The sequence below is a fragment of the Hymenobacter crusticola genome, assembly GCF_002154225.1.
In the GTDB taxonomy this organism is placed as follows: domain Bacteria; phylum Bacteroidota; class Bacteroidia; order Cytophagales; family Hymenobacteraceae; genus Hymenobacter; species Hymenobacter crusticola.
Map to the genome: position 1 here is coordinate 508,771 of NZ_MTSE01000003.1, position 21,859 is coordinate 530,629.

Annotated in this window: 19 protein-coding genes; 9 read left to right on the forward strand and 10 right to left on the reverse strand. The window is 57.4% G+C overall.

The window, feature by feature from the left end:
• Together BXP70_RS08360 and BXP70_RS08365 are read right to left on the reverse strand one after the other, a co-directional pair.
• Window positions 1-1,335, reverse strand: coding sequence for a trypsin-like peptidase domain-containing protein (locus BXP70_RS08360; RefSeq protein WP_218779758.1), 1,335 nt, complete (start codon window positions 1,333-1,335; stop codon window positions 1-3).
• Between the two features lie 376 nt (window positions 1,336-1,711).
• Window positions 1,712-2,395 carry a GNAT family N-acetyltransferase gene (locus BXP70_RS08365; RefSeq protein ID WP_086593574.1) on the reverse strand — a complete coding sequence of 228 codons (684 nt, stop codon included), beginning with the start codon at window positions 2,393-2,395 and terminating at the stop codon, window positions 1,712-1,714.
• A gap of 213 nt (window positions 2,396-2,608) precedes the next feature.
• Between BXP70_RS08365 and BXP70_RS08370 the strand changes: the two genes are divergently transcribed.
• Window positions 2,609-3,163: a TetR/AcrR family transcriptional regulator gene (locus tag BXP70_RS08370; protein ID WP_086593575.1), complete on the forward strand. Its 555-nt coding sequence runs from the start codon at window positions 2,609-2,611 to the stop codon at window positions 3,161-3,163.
• Between the two features lie 73 nt (window positions 3,164-3,236).
• Window positions 3,237-4,157 carry an NAD(P)/FAD-dependent oxidoreductase gene (locus BXP70_RS08375; protein WP_086593576.1) on the forward strand — a complete coding sequence of 307 codons (921 nt, stop codon included), beginning with the start codon at window positions 3,237-3,239 and terminating at the stop codon, window positions 4,155-4,157.
• A 224-nt stretch (window positions 4,158-4,381) separates the two neighbouring features.
• Here the strand turns inward: BXP70_RS08375 and BXP70_RS08380 are convergent, their stop codons facing one another.
• On the reverse strand, window positions 4,382-4,906 hold the full coding sequence (locus BXP70_RS08380; RefSeq protein ID WP_086593577.1) for a hypothetical protein: 525 nt from the start codon (window positions 4,904-4,906) through the stop codon (window positions 4,382-4,384).
• A gap of 264 nt (window positions 4,907-5,170) precedes the next feature.
• Between BXP70_RS08380 and BXP70_RS08385 the strand changes: the two genes are divergently transcribed.
• The 6 genes from BXP70_RS08385 (at window position 5,171) to BXP70_RS08410 (ending at window position 12,424) form a co-directional block, all read left to right on the forward strand.
• A complete protein-coding gene (locus BXP70_RS08385) occupies window positions 5,171-7,315 on the forward strand; it encodes a TonB-dependent receptor plug domain-containing protein (RefSeq protein WP_086593578.1) in 2,145 nt (714 codons plus the stop codon).
• 136 nt (window positions 7,316-7,451) lie between these two features.
• A complete protein-coding gene (locus tag BXP70_RS08390) occupies window positions 7,452-8,087 on the forward strand; it encodes an HmuY family protein (protein ID WP_086593579.1) in 636 nt (211 codons plus the stop codon).
• 107 nt (window positions 8,088-8,194) lie between these two features.
• Window positions 8,195-9,037, forward strand: a complete 843-nt coding sequence (locus BXP70_RS08395) for a heme/hemin ABC transporter substrate-binding protein (RefSeq protein ID WP_086593580.1) — start codon at window positions 8,195-8,197, stop codon at window positions 9,035-9,037.
• Window positions 9,038-9,148: 111 nt separating this feature from the next.
• Window positions 9,149-10,255 carry a FecCD family ABC transporter permease gene (locus BXP70_RS08400; protein WP_086593581.1) on the forward strand — a complete coding sequence of 369 codons (1,107 nt, stop codon included), beginning with the start codon at window positions 9,149-9,151 and terminating at the stop codon, window positions 10,253-10,255.
• 287 nt (window positions 10,256-10,542) lie between these two features.
• Window positions 10,543-11,319 (forward strand): heme ABC transporter ATP-binding protein, encoded by a 777-nt coding sequence (locus BXP70_RS08405; RefSeq protein ID WP_086593582.1) that lies wholly within the window; start codon window positions 10,543-10,545, stop codon window positions 11,317-11,319.
• Between the two features lie 58 nt (window positions 11,320-11,377).
• Window positions 11,378-12,424 (forward strand): hemin-degrading factor, encoded by a 1,047-nt coding sequence (locus BXP70_RS08410; protein WP_086593583.1) that lies wholly within the window; start codon window positions 11,378-11,380, stop codon window positions 12,422-12,424.
• A 122-nt stretch (window positions 12,425-12,546) separates the two neighbouring features.
• Here the strand turns inward: BXP70_RS08410 and BXP70_RS08415 are convergent, their stop codons facing one another.
• The 6 genes from BXP70_RS08415 to BXP70_RS08440 all read right to left on the reverse strand — a co-directional run bounded on the left by BXP70_RS08415 (window position 12,547) and on the right by BXP70_RS08440 (window position 19,757).
• Complete coding sequence (locus BXP70_RS08415) at window positions 12,547-13,845, reverse strand: tetratricopeptide repeat protein (protein ID WP_086593584.1); 1,299 nt, start codon at window positions 13,843-13,845, stop codon at window positions 12,547-12,549.
• A gap of 320 nt (window positions 13,846-14,165) precedes the next feature.
• On the reverse strand, window positions 14,166-15,200 hold the full coding sequence (locus tag BXP70_RS08420) for a S41 family peptidase (protein ID WP_086593585.1): 1,035 nt from the start codon (window positions 15,198-15,200) through the stop codon (window positions 14,166-14,168).
• Between the two features lie 97 nt (window positions 15,201-15,297).
• The gene (locus BXP70_RS08425; protein WP_086593586.1) at window positions 15,298-16,152 is read right to left on the reverse strand and encodes a YwqG family protein; all 855 of its coding nucleotides are present in this window, start codon (window positions 16,150-16,152) and stop codon (window positions 15,298-15,300) included.
• Window positions 16,153-16,320: 168 nt separating this feature from the next.
• The gene (locus BXP70_RS08430; protein WP_086593587.1) at window positions 16,321-18,054 is read right to left on the reverse strand and encodes a M28 family metallopeptidase; all 1,734 of its coding nucleotides are present in this window, start codon (window positions 18,052-18,054) and stop codon (window positions 16,321-16,323) included.
• Window positions 18,055-18,306: 252 nt separating this feature from the next.
• Window positions 18,307-19,266 carry a cation transporter gene (locus BXP70_RS08435; RefSeq protein ID WP_086593588.1) on the reverse strand — a complete coding sequence of 320 codons (960 nt, stop codon included), beginning with the start codon at window positions 19,264-19,266 and terminating at the stop codon, window positions 18,307-18,309.
• Window positions 19,263-19,757 (reverse strand): transporter substrate-binding domain-containing protein, encoded by a 495-nt coding sequence (locus BXP70_RS08440; RefSeq protein ID WP_086593589.1) that lies wholly within the window; start codon window positions 19,755-19,757, stop codon window positions 19,263-19,265. The genes BXP70_RS08435 and BXP70_RS08440 overlap by 4 nt, the downstream gene beginning before the upstream one ends.
• A 193-nt stretch (window positions 19,758-19,950) precedes the next feature.
• Here BXP70_RS08440 and BXP70_RS08445 point away from each other — a divergent pair, with 193 nt between their 5' ends.
• Window positions 19,951-20,175, forward strand: coding sequence for a hypothetical protein (locus BXP70_RS08445; protein ID WP_086593590.1), 225 nt, complete (start codon window positions 19,951-19,953; stop codon window positions 20,173-20,175).
• A 205-nt stretch (window positions 20,176-20,380) separates the two neighbouring features.
• Here the strand turns inward: BXP70_RS08445 and BXP70_RS08455 are convergent, their stop codons facing one another.
• Window positions 20,381-21,802 carry a hypothetical protein gene (locus BXP70_RS08455; RefSeq protein WP_143436420.1) on the reverse strand — a complete coding sequence of 474 codons (1,422 nt, stop codon included), beginning with the start codon at window positions 21,800-21,802 and terminating at the stop codon, window positions 20,381-20,383.
• Window positions 21,803-21,859: the final 57 nt, after the last annotated feature.

The following is a 21,859-nucleotide window of genomic DNA, read 5'->3' on the forward strand; positions in this document are numbered from 1 at the left end:
TTAAGTACCCAGCGAAAAATCGAAGGCGACTCTTGAGCCATCTGGAGCAATAGCCAAAATTTGGATGGTACCTCGCTGGGCAGCGAGCAAGGCCGCGTCAACGTCCTGGGGTGTATTCACGGGCTTACCATTGATGAAGGCGATGATGGTGCCACTTGGTACGCCTACCTGATCAAAGAAGCCGCCCTCCTGCACCTGCGTCACCAACACGCCGGCGCGTAAGCTGAGCCGTTGCTTCAGCGCGCTAGGCAGCGGCGCAAAGCTAGCCCCGAGTTGGTCGTAGATGCGCTCAAGCGCCACCTCGTTTTTTGCGGTGGCCGTGGTGTTTTCGCCTTTCAAGGTGACCGATACGGATTGCGGGCTGTTGTTACGCAAATAAGTCAGCTTGACGACGTCACCGGGTCGGTGCCGGGCAATGCGTTCCGAAAACTCGGCCGACGAATTCAGCGTCACGTCATCAATACGCTGGATAACATCGCCGGCGCGTAAGCCCGCAGCCGCGGCGGCACTGTTGCCCTGCACCCCCGTGATGTACACGCCCTGCACGGCTCCCGGCTGCAGACCTTGTTGTTGTAAATACTGTGCTTCATCGGTCGGCGAGGGAAACGCGACACCTAGCACCCCACGCTGTACCGAACCGTATTTTCGCAGATCTCCTAAGATCTTCTTGGCTAGGTTAACCGGAATGGCAAACGCATAACCGGCATAACTTCCAGTTTGCGAAGCAATAGCCGAGTTAATACCGATCAGCTCGCCACTGGTATTCACCAGCGCCCCGCCGCTATTGCCTGGGTTGATAGCCGCATCGGTTTGAATGAAAGATTCCACTCCCCTATTACCAGCTGGCTCCGCACTACCGCCTAGCTGATTGCTGCTAGGTCGGTTGATGATCCCGATACTTCTAGCCTTCGCACTAACGATACCGGCCGTCACGGTCGTATTCAGCGAGAAAGGATAGCCAACGGCCACTACCCATTCACCCACCTGCACGTCATCGGAGTTGCCGAGTTTAATACTCGGCAGCTTGTCGGAATCAATTTTTAGTAGCGCAAGGTCTGTGTTGGGGTCACGGCCAATCAACTTGGCTGAAAACTGCCGTTTGTCGGGCAAAATCACCTGAATGGTTGACGCGTTTTCAACAACGTGGTTATTGGTAGCGATGTAGCCATTGCTAGAAATCAACACTCCCGAGCCAGAAGCCGTGGCCACACCCCGCTGCGTCGGATACCCATAGTAAGGATCATAGTCCTCTTCAGCTTCTGCGGTTTGGTAGCTGGTTTTGATGTGCACCACCGCCGGGGTTGCCGCCTTGGAGGCCACCACAAAATTCCCCATTTCGGAGGAAGAAGTGCTCCTGGGTACTTGGGCTGTAGAAGGGGTGCTGGTAAAATCTTCGTTATGCTCGTCCTGATTTCTCTCCTCAGCACTTTGCTGCGGCGTACACCCACTACCCACAAGTTGTCCGATGCTGCTAAGGACTGAAAGCAAAAGGATGGTTGATCTTTTCATGGGCATGGAAATAAGCCTAGCCGCACTATGCTCTAGCAGGTGCAGGAGAAGTCGGTTATCGTTTTGCCTTGAAGGCAAGGCATTCGCAAGCATGCTTTTACGTCCATACCCAAGCACCGCGTTGTTTGTTGCGTTTATCAAGCTCGGGATCTAGCTCCTAGAGGTGGATGTATAAGCCGGCATTAAGTAAGTGTTGCTATCACTACACCTGCTTTTCGAGCACGTACACCTGCAGTTGCTTGCGGGTTTGAAAACCTAGCTTTTCGTACAAGCCCCAGGCATTGGTGTTATCGGCAAAGACGTGCAGAAACGGAATGCGCCCGGCGGCGAGAATCAGGCCTATCTGGTGCCGGAGCAGTTGGTTAGCATAGCCTTTTCCGAGGTAATTGGGGTGCGTACACACCGCACTTATTTCGGTGTAGGGCGTCGGTTGCAGGCGCTGCCCGGCCATGGCCACTAGCTGCCCATCTCGGAAGATGCCGTAGTAGCTCCCAAACTCGATCGTGCGGGTCAGAAACGGGCCGGGATTGGTCAGGGCGGTGAGGGCTATCATGGCGGGTATATCTTGGTTGTGTAAAGCCACTAGCTCCGAATGGCCAAGCGCGGGGGCAGCCGGTTGCGGATACACCATCTGTAACAAATCCTTCTGCACGAGAATCTTCCAACCTGTCGGAATACTAACGGCACCCGCTGTGAAAAGGACGGTGGGCGCGCCATCAGGGGCTATTTCATGTAAGCTGGCGAAAGCGCTTTCTGAGTAATTAGATAGGCCCGCGAAGGCGCCGATGTCCTTCGGCAGGTAGCGCGCCTGGCCATTGCCCACAGCTAGGTGCTCGTTGCCGGTCGTTAAGGCGTTCCAGATAGGATTGTCAAGGACATGTTCCATGGGGCGGGAAGGAGAAATAGGGTTTCGAGCAAAGGTAATCTCCTCGCAACAAGCCTAGGTTGCTCTCGGTGTTAGTGCATCCGCATGGGCCAGTCGCCAAACCGCGGGGAGCGGTATGCTAAAAACGAGATGCGGAGAAACTACTTGCCAGTACATTTGCGTTGAAAAAGTCTCACATTTGAGACTTTTTACCTAGCTTTGCAGTACTAGAGCATGCAAAATACCCAGCAACATATCGTCGAGGCCGCTATTCTCGTGTTCAACGAGGACTACTCGGCGCCGCTGGAAAAAGTAGCGGAAAAGGCGGACGTCACCCGGCGGACCCTGCACCGCTACTTCAAAGGACGCGAAGAATTGTTGGCTAGCTGCGAGCAAGAGATGCGGCGCAGCTGCAACCTCGCCATGACCGCGGCCCTGGATAGCTCCGATAACCCACTCACGCAGCTCGAACGCATGCTGTACGCGGGCGTGGAGTGCGGAGCGAAGTATTCCTTTTTCAGCAAGCTGCACACTCGTCCCGAGCACCAACATTCGACGCACAATGCTGAGTGCGCGGAGTACGATGCCATGTTCAGCCGTTACCGAGCCGTCATTGCGAAGCTCCAGGAACAAGGCGCTATCAGCCCCCATATCACGGCTGAGTGGGTGATGATGCTGTTTAGCGGCGTGGTAGCGGCTACCATCAACGCCGATGCTTTTGGATCGGTGGCCAAGAACAGTCTTAAGCAGTTCGCGTGGTTTTCGTTTAGCAAAGGCATTGGCCTCTGATATTTTTTTGCCCTAGATTGTCTCGTTTTTGAGACATTTGACTTACGTTTGCGACATACAAAGATTCCTTACTATGGAAAAGCAAGAACAGTTTGATGTGGTTATCGTCGGTGGGAGCTACGCGGGATTGTCGGCGGCAATGGCGCTGGGCCGCGCGATTCGACGGGTGCTGGTGCTAGATACGGGCAAGCCTTGCAACCACCAGACGCCGCACTCCCACAACTTCTTAACCCAGGACGGCAGCACGCCGGCCGCGATTGCGGCGCAAGCCAAAGCCCAGGTACTCGCCTATCCTACCGTGCAATTTCGTAGCGAAGCCGCCGTAGCCGCATCGGGCGAAGACAACCACTTTACCATCACGACTGACTCGGGCACGACGGTGCTGGCGCGCAAGCTACTGTTTGCCACCGGCGTGCGCGACCTGATGCCGGCCATTCCGGGTTTTGCGGAAAGTTGGGGTATCTCGGTGATTCACTGCCCCTACTGCCACGGCTACGAGTACCGCGGCCAACCAACCGGCATGCTCACCAACGGCCCCGTCGCGATGGAGTGGAGCCAACTCATCCGCAACTGGACCGATCAGCTGACCATCTTTACCAACGGCGAAGCTAGCTTTTCGCCCGAGCAACGCGCGCAACTCGTCGCCCGCCAGATTGCCGTAGAGGAAACGCCCGTGCAGGAAATCATTCACCAAAATGGCTACCTCACGCACATCAGGCTAGCCGATGATCGACAGGTGCCGCTCACCGCCTTTTATGCCCGCCCCGAATTTGAGCAACACTGCGCTTTACCTAGTCTTCTGGGTTGCGACCACAACGAGGTAGGACGTATCGTAGTCGATGCGATGCAGAAAACCAGCGTACCAGGCATCTACGCCGCCGGCGACGCTACCACGATGATGCGAACTGTCAGTATTGCTGTAGCGGGTGGCACTACCGCCGGCGCCCTTATCAACCATGAACTGCTAGCGACTGATGTAGTGACTACTATGTAGTCCGCACCCGCACTTACCTAGCTTGGGCTTTATTAAGCACTGCTCCTACTGGGCTGTCATTTCGACCAGCGGGCGAAATCTCGCGTGTAGTCGCCTGGTTGCCATTACAACAACCGCACGCGAGATTTCGCCCGCTGGTTGAAATGACGATTTTTTTGCGGATCTGGCCTATCTAGGATGGGATATTAACTCTAATGTATCCTGCCCGGACTACACAGCTCGCGCTACGTGGCCAGCAGCCGCTCTCGAAGCAGCAGCCTAGCTGCTTGGCGCTGCGGCTGCTCACCCAAGCGCAGCACATCAACCAGCGCAAACAGTTCGTGGCAGGCGGCGTCGTGGGCGGCCACCTGTGGCAGGCTAGGATAAAGCGGCTCAACGGCTAGGCCCTGCAAGGCGTCTTTCCCATCGGGATTCGGCCACACGTAGGGCAAGCGGGAGCCCTCACCTTGCACGGCGGGCACGGCGCTGTGCGCGGTGGGCGTGCCCTGCACGATGCCGCCAGGATGCGCCGGAAACACAAACGGCAATCCGTAGAATAGAAAGGTGAGCAACGCCCGCTGGTGCACCGTGCGCCCGTCGGGGTGCAGCAGTCGGGCGTACTGGCAGCGGCGCAGGGCGTCGGAAATTTCGGCGGGGCTGATGAATAAGGCGGCAGCGAGGTCTTTGCCCTGCCAAGGAGTCGTAGCTAGTGTTGAGATTTTCAGCAGAACTACCACATCCTGAGGCCGCATACCGTTGTGCTTGCGCATGGCAAAAACGGGGCTAGGAGTTCAGAATTCGCGATTCGCAAACCGTGAACAGGTGGTGAAGTAGAATCAGTGAGGCGAAGGTAAACGCCAGAATCGAGCAATAGCAATTTTATTTAAAATTATTCTAAATAAAGTTTGGAGCCTAGAGACGAGCTCATACATTTGAGCACTGTTTAGAACTTATCTAAACAACAAAGAGCGCAACGGCAAGACTATCCTGTATGTCCTCACCCGCGCTCTACGCCAAAACCTGCTCCTCCCTGTATGTACCGCTTCTCCTTTTGCTTTCTGCTTAGCTGCCCGACTTTCGTGCTGACGCAAGCGCTGGCTCAAGTGCCGGCAGCCCAGCAGGACAGCACGTTGCGGTTGCAGCCGCGGCAGCTCAGCGAAGTGGTCGTAACGGCTACCCGCACGGAGCGCAGCATTACCGAGGTGCCAATTCCGGTGCTGGTCGTCAGTCAGCCGCAGATAAAGGCCATGGGCGCTTTGCGCTTAGGCGACGTGCTGCGTGAGCAAACCGGCCTTACCACCGTCAACGACCACGGCCAGGGCATTCAGTTGCAAGGGCTTAACCCCGAGTACACCCTAATTTTGGTGGACGGCGAGCCGCTGATTGGGCGCACAGCTGGCACGCTCGAACTCTCCCGCGTGGCGGTGGGCAATATTCAGCGGGTGGAAGTGGTGAAGGGCCCGGCCTCGGCGCTGTGGGGCTCGGAGGCGCTGGCGGGCGTGGTGAACATCATCACCCAGAAACCGCAACCGGGCACAAGCGGCAACATCCGCCTGCGCTACGGCACCAACCGCACGGCCGACCTAGGGGGCACCTTCAACGCGAAAGGCAAAAAGCTAGGTTTCACACTGTTCGTGAACCGCTACAGCTCAGCCGGCTATACGCTTAGAAGCGCAGAAAGCCCGACCGTACCGCCTTTTGCCAGCTACACCGCCCAAGGCCGCCTGAGCTACCAGCTAGGTACACATACGACACTGAGCCTGAGCGGCCGCTACTACACGGAAAGCCAGCAAAGCGACCTGCGCGTGACCGGCGAAACGGGCGAAGCGGCTGTGGTGCGCTACCAATCGCGTCAGCACGACTACAACCTAAATCCGGTGCTCACCCACCGCTTTTCCGACAAGGTATTTGCCACGGCCCGCTTTTATCACAGCGGCTACCGCACCCGCGAAGACTACACCTACCGCGCCGACGGCAGCCCCTACGACGCCACGTATTTCAACCAGACCTTCACCCGGCCCGAAGTGCAGCTCGATTGGCAGCTTCGGCCCACTCAGGTGCTCACCACCGGCGCCGGCTACGTGCTCGAAGCCGTGGAAGCCACGCGCTACGACCAGCGCCAGCAGCTACGCGCGCACTACGTATTTGCCCAACACGACTGGTCGCCCACGCCGCGCCTGAACCTGGTGACGGGGGTGCGCTACGATGGCCACAGCCAGTACGCGGGGCAGCTGAGCCCGAAGCTTTCGGCCCGGTATCAGCTGCGCTCGTGGCTGGCGGTGCGAGGGTCAGCGGGGCGGGGTTACCGGGCGCCCGACTTCCGGCAGCTGTACCTGAACTTCTCCAATCCGACGGTTGGCTACAGCGTGTTCGGCACTAATCAGGTGCAGGCGAAAGTAGCCCAGCTTGCCGCGCAAGGGCAACTCGCAACCGACCCCGATACCGGGCAGCCGGTGATCTACGACGCGGTGCTCGCCCAAGCCAGCGGCCTCACCGCCGAAAACTCCCTAGCCTATAACCTAGGGGTGCAACTCGACCCGACGGCGAAGCTGCAATTCACCGCCAACGCCTTCCGCAACGACCTGCGCCACCTGATCGAGACGGCCGTGGTGGCGCTGAAAACCAACGGGCAATCGGTGTACTCCTACCGCAACGTGACGCGGGCCTTCACCCAGGGCGCGGAGGTAGACGCTCGCTACCAATTGCGGCCTGACCTGACGCTGAGCGGCGGCTACCAGCTGCTGTTTGCCAAGGATAAGTCGGTCATCAACCGCATCGAAGCCGGCGAAGTGTTTCGCAAAGACCCGCACACGCAGCAAACCGAGCGCGTGCAACCGCAGGACTACGGCGGGCTGTACAACCGCTCGCGTCACTCCTTCAATCTCAAAGCGTTCTACGAAAACCCAAAGGCCGGCTGGTCGGCTAGCCTGCGGGGGATTTACCGGGGCCGCTACGGCTTCGGCGACACGAACGGCAACGCCATCCTGGACGCCGCTAACGAGTGCGTGCCCGGCTATTGGCTCGTGAACATAGCCGCGGCCAAAACCTTCCGCCAGCGCCTCACGCTGCAAGCCGGCCTCGACAACGTGCTCGGCTACACCAACCCAACTTACATCAGCTCCCTGCCCGGTCGCCTTGCCTATGCTAGCCTCACCCTAGCGCTCGGCAAAACGCGCTAAGCGGCTGTAGCGCGGACGCTGTCGTCCGCACCTAGAGGGCTCCGGCTCACACACTGGTTCTCCTACGCGGACGACAGCGTCCGTGCTACTCAGCGCAACGAATAATCCGTCAATCACTTTTCTCTTCACTCCTTCCATGAAACACCTGTTTCTCCGCCCTGCCCTCGCCTTCCTAGCCGCTTCGTCTTTGAGCCTCACGGCCTGCAACGACGACAACGATAACGAGGAAACCGTGACGCCCGCGCTGGAAACCAAAACCGTCAGCAGCCTAGCCCCGCAACCGGCTGCAACCACCAGCACCGGCCAGCCCGGCACGGCCAAGCACTACACCTTCTACAGCCTCGCCGACAACAAGGAAGTGCCCTACACCGACTCGGCCAGCACCAAGTGGGACGTGGCTTTCCGCAGCACGACCATCCTGACCAACGGAGGCACCAGCGGCCCCGGCCAAGGTGGCGCTCAGGTGTATTCTGGCCTCTTCAACGAGCTAAAGACAGTCCCCGAAACTGATTTTGCCAAGGATGCGGCCACCACCAAAGCCGTTCCGACGGGCTCTGGCAACGGCTGGTACAACTACGACCAAACCACCCACCTCGTGACGCCCATTGCCGGACGCGTGCTGGTAATCCGCACGGCCACTGGCAAATACGCCAAGATGGAAGTTACCAGCTACTACAAAGAGTCGCCCACCGCGCCGACGCTCAGCACGCCTAGCGGCTACTATTCTTTCCGCTATATGTACCAAGCTGACGGCAGCCGCAACCTGCAATAACCCCCCGTAAAGCCCGGCACGGGTACTCTGCGGCGCTACGACACACCTAGCCTACGCCGCCGATTACCCGCTGCCGGCACTACCGGTCACCATTCTTTTTTCCTCGTATGAAAACGCGCTCTTTTTTTCTACCCAAAGCCGGCCTGCTTCTGCTCTTGCTCCTCACCGGGCTCCGCAGCATGGCCGCACCCGCAACGCGCATCGTGTCGCTCAACGGCACTATCAGCGAAATTCTCTGCCAGCTCGGGCTGCAAAGCCACGTGGTGGGCGTCGACGTGACCAGCACTTACCCGGCTGCCCTGACTAAGCTGCCCAAAGTGGGCCACAACCGCAACATTTCGGCCGAAGGCGTACTGGCCCTGTCCCCAACCATCGTGGTGGGCACCACCGAATCGTTGAAGCCGGAGGTGGCTAGCCAGCTGAAGTCAGCGGGCGTGACGGTGCAGCTGTTTGCGCAGGAGTACTCAGTGGCGGGCACCAAAAAGCTGATTCAGCAGGTCGCCGCGGCATTTCAGGCGTCGGCGAAAGTGCCCGTGCTGATTAAGCAGCTCGATGCCGACCTAGCCAAGGCCCACAAACCGGCCAAAACCCCCAAGGTCCTCTTCATTTATGCCCGCGGCACCGGCACCATGATGGTGGCCGGCCAGGGCACGCCGCTGGAAAAAGTTATTGGCCTGGCTGGTGGGCAGAACGCCGCTACGGGTTTCACCGACTTCAAGCCGCTCACGGCCGAAGCCCTGGTTGCCGCCAACCCCGACGTGCTGCTGCTCTTCGACAGCGGCCTGGAAAGCCTAGGCGGCAAAGCGGGCCTGCTGAAAGTGCCCGGCATTGCCCAAACAACTGCCGGCCGCACCGGCCGCGTGGTGGAAATGGACGGGCAACTGCTCTCCGGCTTTGGGCCCCGCCTCGGCCTTGCCACTTCCGAGCTGGCCCGCCAGCTGAGTCAGTAAGCTAGCAAGCGTGGACGTTGTCGTCCGCGCTTGACACGCCGCACCCGCATTTATTCCTAGGCGCGAACGACAACGTCCGCGCACCATCGCTCCACCCTCTTCCTTCTTTCCATGCCTGCTGTCGCCGCGCTTCCTTCTCCCACGACCACTGCCCCACTCGCTCCGCCCCCGGTGGAGTTGGGCCGACGCTTGTTACTGCCTCTTTTAGTCGGGCTGTTGGTGGTCGCCGTGCTGGTCAGCGCGGGCGCGGGCGCCGTGCGCATTCCGGTACCGGCGGTGGTAGGCATTCTGCTCCACAAGCTAGGTTTGAGCAGCGGGCTAGCCTTCGAGCCGCAGCAAGAGGCGGTGCTGTGGGCCATTCGGTTGCCGCGGGTGTGCTTGGGCGTGCTCATCGGGGCGGCGTTGGGGCTGGCGGGCGCGGCCATGCAGGGGCTGTTTCGCAATCCGTTGGCTGATCCGGGGCTGATTGGCGTGTCGGCCGGGGCCTCACTGGCCGCCGTCACGACGATTGTGCTGGAGGTGACGCTACTGTCGGCGCTGCGCGAATGGCTAGGTTTTTACACGCTCGCCGTGGCCGCTTTCGCCGGGGCTTGCGGCACGACGCTACTGGTGTATCAACTCTCGAAGGAAGCGGGCCGGGCCGTGGTTGCCACCATGCTGCTCGCCGGTATCGCCGTCAACGCCCTCGCCGGCGCCCTAACGGGCCTACTCACCTACGCCGCCACCGACGAGCAGCTGCGCAGCATCACGTTTTGGGGTTTGGGTAGCCTAGGCGGTGCCAGTTGGCTTACGGTGCTAGGCGTGTTGCCCTTGCTTGCATTGCCCTTGTTGCTGCTGCCGCGCCTAGGTAAACAACTGAATTTATTGGCTTTGGGCGAAGATCAAGCCGCGCACCTAGGTTTGCCGGTCACGAGCCTGAAGCGTCAGCTCATCGTGCTGGCGACGCTGGCCGTGGGCACATCGGTGGCCGTGGCGGGCAGCATTGGGTTTCTGGGCTTAGTGGTGCCGCACCTGGTTCGCCTGGCGGCCGGCCCCGACCACCGCGTGGTACTGCCCGGCGCCGCGCTAGGTGGGGCGTTGGTTTTGACCCTAGCCGACACTCTAGCGCGCACCGTTGTCGCGCCGGCCGAGCTGCCTATTGGTATCCTGACGGCCTTGCTTGGTACGCCGGTATTCCTTTGGATTCTGCTGCGCGAGAAACGGCAACGGCTGATGTAGGCAAGCTTTCTAAAAATCAATGCCTGAGTGTGTTTAAGATTTCTAGAGCGTCCTGCTGAACTGGTCGAAGCATCTTTACCGCTTCGTTGCGGACGCCAGGAAAATGTAGAGACGCAACATGTTGCGTCTCCTCGTTGAACGACCCTCCTAGAACGGCCTAGGTACGCAACATCAGCAACGATTGAGACGCAACATGTTGCGTCTCTACACCGGGCAACGAAGCTGCTTCGACCAGCTCAGCAGCACTTATCTCATTACCCAATACAAAGTACTCCCTACTAAAAGCCATGTTCAACGTCCAACACCTGAGTTACCAAGTCGGCCGCAAGTCGTTGCTGCGGGATGTGTCGTTTGCCGCCTGGCCGGGTGAGCTGCTCGCCGTGGTGGGGGCCAATGGCGCCGGCAAATCCACGCTGCTGCGCCTGCTCAGCGGCGACCTTACGCCGAGCTGGGGAGAGTTGTGGTTTGACAATCAGCTGCTAGCCAATATTCCCGCCGCCGAGCTAGCGCGCCACCGCGCCGTGCTCACCCAGCAGCACACCCTGTCGCTGGCGTTCAAGGTGCGCGAGCTGGTGCTGATGGGGCGCTACCCATACTTTCGCGGGCAGCCTAGCGCCCACGACCACGCTGTGGTGCAGCAGGCCCTGGCTACCGTGGGGCTGAGCGACCTAGCTGAGCGGAGCTACCCCACGCTTTCGGGCGGCGAACAGCAGCGGACCCAGCTCGCTCGGGTACTGGCTCAAGTGTGGGAAGCTGAGGGTGGTTTTCTCCTACTCGATGAACCGCTCACCGGCCTCGACCTCAACCACCAGCACCACACGCTGGCCGTGGCCAAAGCCCTTGTGAAGCGTGGCTTCGGCGTAATTGCCGTGCTCCACGACCTCAACCTAGCTGCCCAGTACGCCGACCAAGTCCTGCTGCTGCGCCAGGGCGAAACGGTAGCGTATGGTCCGCCCGCCCAGGTGCTCACGCCCGACCACATCCAGCACGCGTTTGACATCTCGGTGGAGCTACTCGCCCACCCTAGCCTGGGCTTTCCGCTCATCGTGCCCGTGCCGCGCTAAGCGGCGTTCTAGTCGCTGGCTTCGTACCTTCTTTCGCTTTCTCATTCTTCCTTTGCTTATGGCCATCACCGATCTGCCCTCCACCGCCACCTCGCTCGCTGAGCGCTGGACCCAGTTTAAGCTCGACAACCCCAAAACCCGCATCCGCGACGCCGCCCGCCAGCTTGGCAGCAGCGAGGCCGAGTTGCTCGCCACCCAGTGCACCGGCCAGCCCGACGCACCCGTGGTGCGCCTCACCGACGACTTTGCCGCGCTGCTCGCCGAAGTGCCGACCCTAGGTCGGGTAATGGCCCTCACGCGCAACGACAGCGTGGTGCACGAGCGGAAAGGACCTTACCAGAAAGTCTCCATCAAAGGCGCCATGGGCCTGGTGCTGGGCGACGACATTGACTTGCGCCTGTTTATGAGCCACTGGCAGTTCGGCTTTGCTGTGGATGAAAACGGCCGCCGCAGCTTGCAGTTTTTCGCCGCCGATGGGGAAGCCGTGCATAAAATCTACCTCACCGAAGACAGCAACGCCGCGGCCCACGACGCGCTAGTGAGCCGCTACCGCGCCGCCGAGCAATCCGGCGACTTAGCTATGCAGCCCACCCCAACCTCCGCCCCCGAAACGCCCGACGCCGACATCGACGTAGCCGGTTTTCGCGAAGGCTGGCGGGCCTTGCAGGACACCCACGACTTTTTCGGGTTACTCCGCCAGTTTGGGGTGAGCCGCACCCAGGCCCTGCGCCTAGGTCCGCCCGAGCTGGTGCAGCGCCTCGACAACGATGCCATCGTGCGCGGGTTGGAAGCGGCGGCGGCTTCGGAGCTGAATATTATGCTGTTCGTCGCCAGCCGTGGCTGCATCCAGATTCACACCGGCCCGGTGAGGCGCTTAGTAGCCACCGGCCCCTGGTTCAACGTGCTCGACCCCGACTTCAACCTGCACCTGAAGTTGGAAGACATAGCCGAAACGTGGCTGGTGAAAAAACCAACGACTGAAGGGCTGGTGCACTCTATTGAATTATACGACGTGCAAGGCCGCAACTTACTGTTGTTCTTCGGCAAGCGGAAGCCCGGCATTCCCGAGCAAGAAGCGTGGCGCGAGCTGGTCAGCCAACTGTAGCCCTACAACGCCCCCTCTTTCTGATTTGCTGCCTGTCCGGCGCTTCATTTCGTAGCGCCAGGCAGGCAGCACCGTTTATATAGTCCTGCATGCTCTTTCTACCAGAGCCTCATGCACAGCGCTTAGCTTTCCACCTGCACCAGCACAATACCGTTCAGCTCCACTTCCGTATAGGCTTGCAGTTCTTCTTTGGTCTTCAGCACTTTCACGTCGCGAATTTTCTGCGGGTTGATCTGCTGTAGCTGCGTTCCTGTCACGGGCACACCGTTTACCAAGATCAAGACCTTGTAGAACTTATCAGCCGTGTTGTTGCGCTCCACCGCCGCATTTACGGCTGCCGCGGTGAGCTTTACAGGGGTAGCCAGCGTGGTGTTCGGCAAGGAGGCCGCCTTAGCCAGCGCCGGGTCGGGCTTCGCTAGCTCCTTTTCAAATTCCGCAATTTGCTTGCTGAACAGCTTGCGTCCGAGTTGCGGGGTTTGCTCCCGAAGCAGTTGCTTTACGTCGGCTTCGGAGCTGTGGGCCAGCAGGTATTCCAGCAGCGCGCCGCCAACGGGGTAAAGCTGCTCATCGGAGTAACTCTGGGGCTGCTCCCACATCTTCCAGATGTCGACGGTGCCGCCAGTCGCTTGACGAGCTTCCTGCAAGCGGTTGCGGCTGGTTTGGTCGAAGCACACGGCAATGCCTTCGTTGATGAGGCGGCTTTGCGGGCTAGGGCGCAGGCCGTACGCCACGAGCATGTGGGCGGTTTCGTGGCCTTTGGTCTGGTTCTTTACGGCATGCGTAGTAAGCAACTCTGGCACGGTGAAGCCTAGGTTTTGGCTTAAAACCTGAATGGCGGCGGCGCGCTCATCCCACACATAATACTCTATTTTACGTGGCAGCGTCGCCCGAAAAAAGCGATTCTCCGTCTCAAAAGCCTGCTCATGCGCCGCTGCATACGCTTCGGGCGCAACCCCTAGGTTTTCGGGCGCTTGCACATGAAAGCGAAAGTGTGCCGTCTCGATTAGCTTCCAGTCGGCCGCCATTTCCTGGGCGCGCAGCATGCCTAGCCGTTTGGTCGCATAAGCCGTCACATTTTTGGTGGCCGCCGCGGCAACCACTTGCTCGAAGGCCTGCTTGGCTTTTGGGTACTCCTGCAAGGCGTAGTAGCAGGTACCTAGGTAGGCTTCACTCCAAGCCTTCACATCGGCCGAGCTGCTCGCGGAAGCTAGGCTCTTGCTCAGGTAAGGAATGGCCGTCTGAAACTGTTGTTTGTCGGCGTACGCTCGCCCCACAAACATGCTGATTCCGTTCTGCTCGCCGTGAGCACGGAGCTCCTTATCGCCCAGGGAAATTGCCGCGTCTAGCTGCCCGCTCCCATAAAGCCGGCCTAGCTCCTCCGTGATGGACTGCGATTGGGCTGCGGCAGGCGCCACCGCCATACAGCTTAATATGAAAGCACATACACTAATCCGATAAAGTATCATACGGCCCTTCGGTAACCTTAAGTTGCTAATGTTTCACAAGCAAGTAAGATTACTAAAAAGCTGGTCATTTCCCAGCCGCCTTATCCCTAGCTATTGCTGCGCTTATGCGCAATCTAGCGACACGTACGACGCCCAGGCTACGTTTGATTTTGCCAAGCCAGCCACCTAGGTGAAGAAGTAAAGAGGTGTTATTTCCACTGGCGGAGCTTCGAACGCTCGCCGAAGTACGCTAGCACCCACAGCTCCAGCTAGTTGCTTACCATGCCTAGCTGTAGTCACTTTGCTTTCTTTAGCCACTTTAAAGCGGCGGCTACTTTGGCATCCTTCCCTAGGTCGCTGAAGTTGTCGCCGCCGGTGATAAGCACGTCGGGGGCAACGTTGGAACGGTACACGACCCGGTTGCGGTCGGTTTCCTGCGTGCCGGCAATGGTGAGGTAAGCGGTACCGCTGATGCGGTAGCTCTCGTTGGCGGTGGTGGCACCGTACGTGGGCTCACCAAAGAAGCGCGTACTGGGCCGACCTTTGAGGCTAATAGCCACGATTTCGCCGGAGCTAGCCGTTAGGCCGCTGAGCAGCACGGCAATGGGTTTGTTGGTCTTCCGAACAGGACAGCGGTTTTGCAAGGTCGTCACTTGCAGCGTGTCCAGGTAAAAATTACCCTGGCGCAGATACCATTGCTGGTCGGGCTTGCCATCTTTATCGACGAAGCCACCTAGGTATCCATCGCCGAGCAAGGGCGCAAGGCCAGCTAGCATGGGCGCCATGGCCCCACCGTCGTTGAGGCGCAGGTCGATAACCCAAGCGCGGGCCTTGTCTGGGTTAATGCGGCAGAGCGAGTCTTGCACCACCTTGGCCGCGTCGCGCATCTGTTGGAGGCTACCACCAGCGTTGATGCCGGGCAGTTGAATGTAGCCAATAGCACCCGGCAGCATCTTCACTTGCAGGCTAGGCTTCTTTGCCAGCGCTGCCTTCACGACGGCATTGGGGTAAACAGGGCGCGCCGGGTTACGCCATTTGTACGTTTTGCCCTGGTAGGTAAGCCAGCCGTGGTCATCTTTCAGCTGCTCAAACACATACGAATAGATCGGCAACAAGTCGCGCACCGACTGAGCGCCCTGCGCTTTCTGATACACCGTCTGGCGCAGCTGGGGCCAGTCGACGGAGGCGCGTTCCAGCGAATACGTCTCCAGTAGCGTCAAGCTTTTATCGAGGAATGTCTTAACAGAATCGGGTAGCGAAGTAGCAACAGCTTGGCAGTTGGCCGCGTGCGAAGCGACGAGAAAAAGCACGAGTAATCCAAGTTTCTTCATGCCGCACAGATGCTGGTTCTGGGCGGAGGGTTGTCTTGATAGGTAGTAAAACAGTACACTAAAAACAGGGCTAAGCGTATTCCACTTAGCCCTGTTTTTAGCAGCATTGCAGGATGACCCAACACTTATCAAAGTTCTTGGCTAATAGATCTTGTTCTTTGATCCAGAAATATATCCGCCCCACATCCCCCCACATCATACTGCATTCCTCGTTACTATCAACTTGTAGCAAGAGGCGCCAATCGACTGCATTAGGTTCAAGTTCTGCAGCCCTAGCAGCATCATAGCCTGCTGGGTCACCATAGTATATCCCGTTGGTGACTAGCTCACATTCCAGCTCCATGTCATTTTGTACTGGATCAGCATAGCCTAGCATCTTATTAATAGAGTCTTCTTCCTCTATCTCAAAAAATACATCCTGTTCTGCCTCTGTCATGAATTCCAGCAAGTTAGTTTCCCAAGAAGGCAGACTAATTTCCTGTTGCGGCACTGCTATGCAAGGGTCAAAGCGGGCATAATTCTCTAGCTCTTTCGGAAATTCTAAACGTCTCAAGCCACTTATTTCTCCATCGTAATACATGACATTGAACTTGCCTTTGCTCTTGCTATCGTATCCCCACGCCTCCTGATCTGCCGAGAAGAAAAAATACAACATACCCTGTTTAGGGAGCAAAGCTTGTTCATCATAGGTGGAGATCTCAGCTAGGTTTATCTGGGCAACAAATGATAATGGCGCGCCTTGTTGGTTTAAATTGGCTTGTTCATTCTGCCAAGAATAGGGCGCAGGAAGATCAGGCTTACCCCCTATTTTAGAACAACCCAGCGGAATATCTTCCTCAGCTTCGGAAACAAGCTGTAGTCGTACACAAGGACGACTTACCGCCTTGATACTTTCCCAATGTTGAATAAGATCTTGCTCCTTTAGTTTTTCTACTAATTCTGTTTTTGTCATGTACTTACCTGAATTTATATATAATACAACTAATGCTTGTAAAATCGATCATATTTTATCTCGCTTAATCCTGATGCTATGGTGTAGCTTGTTTTACCGTTTCTCGAAAGTAGCTAGAGGTAAAACTGACTTATTGATTCGGACACAAGGCTATCATAATGTGAGCTCTTAATGCCCCACCAAACTCTTGTCCCGCGCTTCCTTAAACTCCGAACCCGCTTTCCACTGCGGAAACGTCGTTTCGCCCGCTAGGCGCTGGCCCACGCGGTAGTACAGCTGCGCATCTTGGGCGATGCCAGCTAGGTCCCAGCTGGGGTCTAGCTGGTCGGAGGGCTTGTGGTAATGCTCGCTGGTGAACTGCTGGCGCTGCTGGGCAATGTACTCTTTGCCGCGGGTGCGGCTTTCGTAGCCACCGCTGGCGTAGAGCGAGGGCACGCCCACGTGGGCGAAGCTAAAGTGGTCGGAGCGGTAGAACATGCCGGTTTCGGGCGTTTGGTCGGGCAGCACGTAGCGGTCTTGCTCCTTAGCGGCGGCGCGGGCGTACTCCTCCAGTTCCGACTGGCCGTAGCCGATAACCGTGAGGTCTTTCATCTCGCCGTAGGGCCAGAGCATGTCCATGTTCAAGTCGGCCACGGTCTTATTCAGCGGAAATGGCGGATGCTGAGCGTAGTAGGCCGAGCCGAGCAGGCCCTGCTCCTCGCCCGTCACGGCCAGGAACACGAGGCTGCGGGCGGGTTTCTCTTTAGCTTTCTGGAAGGCTTCGGCGATGCTGAGCAGGGCGGCTAGGCCGGTGCCATCGTCCACGGCGCCGTTGTAGATGGAGTCGCCGGCAATGGTTTTGCCCACGCCAAAGTGGTCCCAGTGGGCCGAGTAGATGATGTACTCGTTAGCGCGCGTGGTGCCGGGCAGCACGGCCAGCACGTTTTTCGAGGTTTGGCGGCGGAGCTTGTTCTGAATGCTCGCCGTCAGCGTGAGGTCGCCGAGCGGCCTAGCTTTGAAGCCGGGCTTATTAGCCGCGGCGTAAAGCTGGTCGTAGTTTTGGCCAGCGGCCTGAAACAGCTTCTTGGCCGCGTCCAGCGTCAGCCAGCCTTCTAGGGCGCACTTGCTGGCCCCTTTGTCGGGTAGTTGGGCGCGCAGCTTCGGGCTGATGGCCCCGCTCAGCACCACCGACCAGGGGTAAGCGGCGGGCTTGGTATCGTGCACGATGAGCAGACCGGCGGCCCCGTGGCGGGCGGCTTCCTCGTATTTGTAGGTCCAGCGGCCATAGTAAGTCATGGCCTTGCCCTTGAAGAACGTAGTGTCGTTGCCGGCGTTGCCGGGGTCATTCACCAGCACCACCACGGTTTTGCCCTTCACGTCGAGGCCGGCGTAGTCGTCCCACTTGTACTCGGGCGCTACTACGCCGTAGCCGGCAAACACCAAGGGCGAATTGGTGACGGCCACCTGCGGCTGCTCGCGCTGGGTGAAAGCCACGAAGTCGGTTTTGTACTGGAAAGCTAGGTTCTGGCCGTTGCCCCTGATCTGCATCGTGGCCGAGGGCGTGCCCGTGATTTCGACCATGGGCACCGGCTGGAAGTAACTGCCGTCGGGGCCAGGCTTCAAACCTAGCTTTTGAAACTGATCGGCTAGGTACTTGGTGGCGCGCTCCTCACCCACCGTGAATGGCTTACGGCCTTGCATCTCATCCGACGAAACAGCCTGCAAATACCGGCTGATGGTCGCGGCGGTGATGGTAGAGGCAGCAGTGGCAGTCGGCGCTGTGGCCGTAGCTTCGGTCGTAGTAGCTGACGTGGAAGCCGCTTTGGAGGAAGATTGGCTTTGGCAACCGACCAATGCTAGGCCGAGCAACCCAACGGGAACCACTCGCCCTAGGGCGAGCGAAAAACGCGTAGAAAGAATCATAGAAAAATCGCCGTGTCGTATCCCTTTCGGACCGACAAATGGAGAAGAAGTTGTTCTCCAATACTACAGCGTTTTTATCGGCTCTGCACAGTTTGGCTGTTTAAAGTAGGTACTAGCAACGGCTTGAGCACCTAGCTTGCTAAATCTAAATAGTTGCTCATTAGATATTTAACACAGCCAATACCAGCTAGCTTGTATGCACCCGATGTCTAGCTAGGTACCTGTCTCGCCTTGAACTATCGCCGCACCATGCTAGGCACTTTCGTCATCCGGCAACTCCGGCACGGGGGTAATGACAAACTCTTGGATGCGCCAGTTTAGCTGCTCAATAGTTTGGGCGGTATTGGCAATATGCTGGGTCAGGTTTTCTTCCTGGACGGGCACCACAAAGCCTTCCCCTAGGTAGATATGCCCGTTTTCGCGCATGCGAAAGGAAAAATCCTTGATCCAGGATTGGCTCGCCAGCACGTCGCGCACCTGGTCCAGCAGCGGATCAGACTGCTGCCCGGATACTGTTTTCGGGGTCTGATCCATCAAATCAAACACGGCCTGCTTCAGGTTGGTGAAGCCATCGTGCACGATATCCACGGAGATGAGCAGCGCCGCCGCGGAATCGGCCCACCACCAGCCCAGCCCAATGCCCACAATGCCTAGCATCGCAGCGAAGCCCGACATCCAATCGGCTTTGTTCATGTCGGCATCGGTGTACAGGTTCTTCTCGTGCAGGTGCTGAGCCAGCGGCAGCTTTTTCCGACCTAGGATCACCGAGGGAATAGTGCTCCACATTAGGGCCGCAATCATCAGATACCCAAGCCAAATCGGGTGCCCGCCAATGACGACGATGCCAATGGTAGGGTGCTCCGTTTTTACGAGTGATATCGTAGAGTCAATCACCAGGAAGGCGCCGAGGGCAAACAACGCCACTGCGCTGCACAAATAGGCAATGTTTACCACGCGGTGGTAGCCGTAGGGAAAATCCTTGTTCGGCGTCTTCATGAACACCCGCGACGCCACCTGAAAGGCAATGGGCGGCGTGAGGCTCAGCACGTCGTCGTACCAAGCCGTTTTCATCGTCTGCGAGTTGCCCATGGTCAGAAAAATCACCAGGACCGACGAGATGAAGTAGGCAATGCTAATCCACTCCAGGCGCTTGGCTTTCTTAAAATCCGGCACCAACTCGGGCGGGAACTCAAACCGGGCTAGCTTTTTCATGGCTGCGTGCGCTGGGCTATAGCGGCTTCCCGCTGGTACAGAAACTCTTCCAGGCGCATGACGAAGGCGTTTTCGCCTTGGATAGCCGCCATGACGTGTTTCTTTTTCCGGTGTTCCACAAACGAGCGGGTGAAACCTGCCTTTTCATTCTTCCACGGACTTTCATCGGTCAGGCCCGCTATCAGCAGATCGATCTTCCGCTTTTCCAAGTCTTCAAACAGCGTTTGTTCGGTGCCCTTGCGCCACCGCACGCGGGCGTGCAGGGTTTGAGCAAAGGCTTTTACCAGCGCCGGCTCGATACCGGTCGGTTCCGGATTCCCCTGAACAACCCACGGTGGATTCTCAGAGTACCCTACCACCAGCGTGCCGTTCTCCACTCTTTTCAGGGTTTTCTCGGGGTCTTTGGGAAAATCGGAGCAGGCTGGTAGCAGCAATGCTCCTGCCAGGAGCCAGCTACTGGCGCTCCACTTACTTATCAAGTAATCAGCCATATAAACGCACGGGGGCACCGGCACGTGTCGCTGCTGGCGGGGCAGTAGCAACGCGCAGGCACACGCCCAGTTAGGGTGTTGCTAGCGTTATACGGTTGCCAGCGCCCTGGCAGTTAAATAGCGCCGAGCGGGTTACCTTTTCTCGCCTGGTGTATAGAAGGCAAAACCATTCACCAATAATCAATTACCTAGTATGAAATTCTCTTTCAAATCGCTCGTGATTCTTGCTGCTTTCGCTCCTTTGGCCCTGACTTCTTGCTCCGAGAAGACGCAAGAAAACGCTGAAAATACCGCTGAAAGTGCTGCTACGGATGCTGCCAACGCTACTGAGAAAGCTGGCGACGCTGTAGAAAGCGCCACTGACAGCGCAGCCGCCGATATGGCTCCCGAAACCGGCGACACGGCCGTTGTTCGCTAGAGTACCCTAGCTCCACTCATAACAAAAACGCCTCCTGCCGTGCGCAGGAGGCGTTTTTTATTATGCAGAAAGCTAGCTTTCTGTTGCCTCGCTGCTGCGCCGGTAATGCCCAGCAGCAATAAGCACGGTAGGCACACCAAAGCTAGGTGCGTGAAAACAGAAAAGAGTCGAACGGCAAAAGGCATGATACACGCCAGAAGCTTAATTACCAAGTATTGGGCTGCTGGTAGTACAGCTTTTTTTCCTTCGTGACGTGCCAGAAATAGAGCAAGTCCGAATTCACTTCCGAATCAGCCTGGTTCGTTATAATTGACCACGACATGATAGTGCAGTTGTCGGGCATGCGAACAATCCTTTCTGGTGCCTGCGCCAATTTGCTCAACATCTCTTTTTCACAAGCATTATTATCACTTACAATAGGCTTATCTGCAATCATAAAAACTACCAAGTAGGCGACGACACCAATCTGGTAACGTGAGCGGTACACTCCTGACAGATGAGTCATCAAGTAATAGGTTGATATCCCGTAGAAATAGATCAAGCCTAGCACAATGGGAATGATAACATCTCGCCGCAGGATGTAATACCGGTACGGACGGTAACCACCAAGTGGGAGTAGCAGGATGTACGCCAGCGCAAACCATCCCAGCCATTTGGCAACAGTAAGCAGCCTTTGCCCTTCGGGGGTAGTTGGCTGCCGCTTAATGAGGTAGACATTCAACCAAACAATTAGCAGCAACAGAGGCAAACCTAGCTTTATGCGCAGTTGCTCGTAGATACCTAGGGGTAGCCGACTATATCGCTCCAACAAGGATATAGTGCCACCGGTCAGGTTTTCGGCATTGCTCTGTCCTAGGTAAAGCGAGTATAGACAAAACGCGCTAATCAGTCCGAAACACAGCAACATAGCCCAAGGGATACTGCTTATTGCGCCACGTATTTTGGCGTACAAGGGCACGTTCGAATTTGCCACCGCGTTGCGACGCCCCACCATCCACAGCGCCCATGGGCAGATCAGTACTACTACGCCGGGTACCAACGGACCATTTAGGGATAGTACCACTGCCAGTAGTAGCAGCAAGCCCAACCCAACAGCAGAAATGGTGAGAGGCGTTTTGTTGAAAGCAGCCCGGTAAAACGGCAAAAAGAAGGCTAGTAGCAACCCAAGTGGTACTGCGTAAAACACAGTATAGGTGACGGATTTATCAATAACGCCCATCTGGTTATTGAAACCTGCTGTCTGAAAAATGGGCACAATCAATATCACAGCGGCCAAGAAGGACTTGTTCAGCACATTCTTATGGCCACTGATGTAGACACCTAGCAGGTAAACAAGCAAGACCTGAACAACTATTTTCAGCCAAGCACACGCTTGATAGACGCTATCAATGGGACTAAACCAACGTTGTAGCAGTAAGGGTACGTTCTTGAAATAGCTCGACAGCAGCAAATGCGCAAAGAACCGATTAGGCGCAGCATACACTTCATGTCGGAGCAGCACATGCAACCCCAAAGGGTCCCGTAGCACCTGCTGATACCAGGGAGCCGGCAGAACTAGAGCTGCTAGGTCACCGTCCAGTGCTACGTGCAAGTGCTGCCAGTAAGAATAGCTACTATCTAAAAGCACAAAAAGGAGTACCAAGAAATGCCAGTTACGCTTAAATACATTCAGGAACACCTGACT

Coding starts and splice junctions, on each gene's coding strand:
- BXP70_RS08360 (WP_218779758.1), bottom strand. CDS start 1,335: ATGGGGAATTTTGTGGTGGCCTCCAAGGCGGCAACCCCGGCGGTGGTG.
- BXP70_RS08365 (WP_086593574.1), bottom strand. CDS start 2,395: ATGGAACATGTCCTTGACAATCCTATCTGGAACGCCTTAACGACCGGC.
- BXP70_RS08370 (WP_086593575.1), top strand. CDS start 2,609: ATGCAAAATACCCAGCAACATATCGTCGAGGCCGCTATTCTCGTGTTC.
- BXP70_RS08375 (WP_086593576.1), top strand. CDS start 3,237: ATGGAAAAGCAAGAACAGTTTGATGTGGTTATCGTCGGTGGGAGCTAC.
- BXP70_RS08380 (WP_086593577.1), bottom strand. CDS start 4,906: ATGCGCAAGCACAACGGTATGCGGCCTCAGGATGTGGTAGTTCTGCTG.
- BXP70_RS08385 (WP_086593578.1), top strand. CDS start 5,171: ATGTACCGCTTCTCCTTTTGCTTTCTGCTTAGCTGCCCGACTTTCGTG.
- BXP70_RS08390 (WP_086593579.1), top strand. CDS start 7,452: ATGAAACACCTGTTTCTCCGCCCTGCCCTCGCCTTCCTAGCCGCTTCG.
- BXP70_RS08395 (WP_086593580.1), top strand. CDS start 8,195: ATGAAAACGCGCTCTTTTTTTCTACCCAAAGCCGGCCTGCTTCTGCTC.
- BXP70_RS08400 (WP_086593581.1), top strand. CDS start 9,149: ATGCCTGCTGTCGCCGCGCTTCCTTCTCCCACGACCACTGCCCCACTC.
- BXP70_RS08405 (WP_086593582.1), top strand. CDS start 10,543: ATGTTCAACGTCCAACACCTGAGTTACCAAGTCGGCCGCAAGTCGTTG.
- BXP70_RS08410 (WP_086593583.1), top strand. CDS start 11,378: ATGGCCATCACCGATCTGCCCTCCACCGCCACCTCGCTCGCTGAGCGC.
- BXP70_RS08415 (WP_086593584.1), bottom strand. CDS start 13,845: ATGGCGGTGGCGCCTGCCGCAGCCCAATCGCAGTCCATCACGGAGGAG.
- BXP70_RS08420 (WP_086593585.1), bottom strand. CDS start 15,200: ATGAAGAAACTTGGATTACTCGTGCTTTTTCTCGTCGCTTCGCACGCG.
- BXP70_RS08425 (WP_086593586.1), bottom strand. CDS start 16,152: ATGACAAAAACAGAATTAGTAGAAAAACTAAAGGAGCAAGATCTTATT.
- BXP70_RS08430 (WP_086593587.1), bottom strand. CDS start 18,054: ATGATTCTTTCTACGCGTTTTTCGCTCGCCCTAGGGCGAGTGGTTCCC.
- BXP70_RS08435 (WP_086593588.1), bottom strand. CDS start 19,266: ATGAAAAAGCTAGCCCGGTTTGAGTTCCCGCCCGAGTTGGTGCCGGAT.
- BXP70_RS08440 (WP_086593589.1), bottom strand. CDS start 19,757: ATGGCTGATTACTTGATAAGTAAGTGGAGCGCCAGTAGCTGGCTCCTG.
- BXP70_RS08445 (WP_086593590.1), top strand. CDS start 19,951: ATGAAATTCTCTTTCAAATCGCTCGTGATTCTTGCTGCTTTCGCTCCT.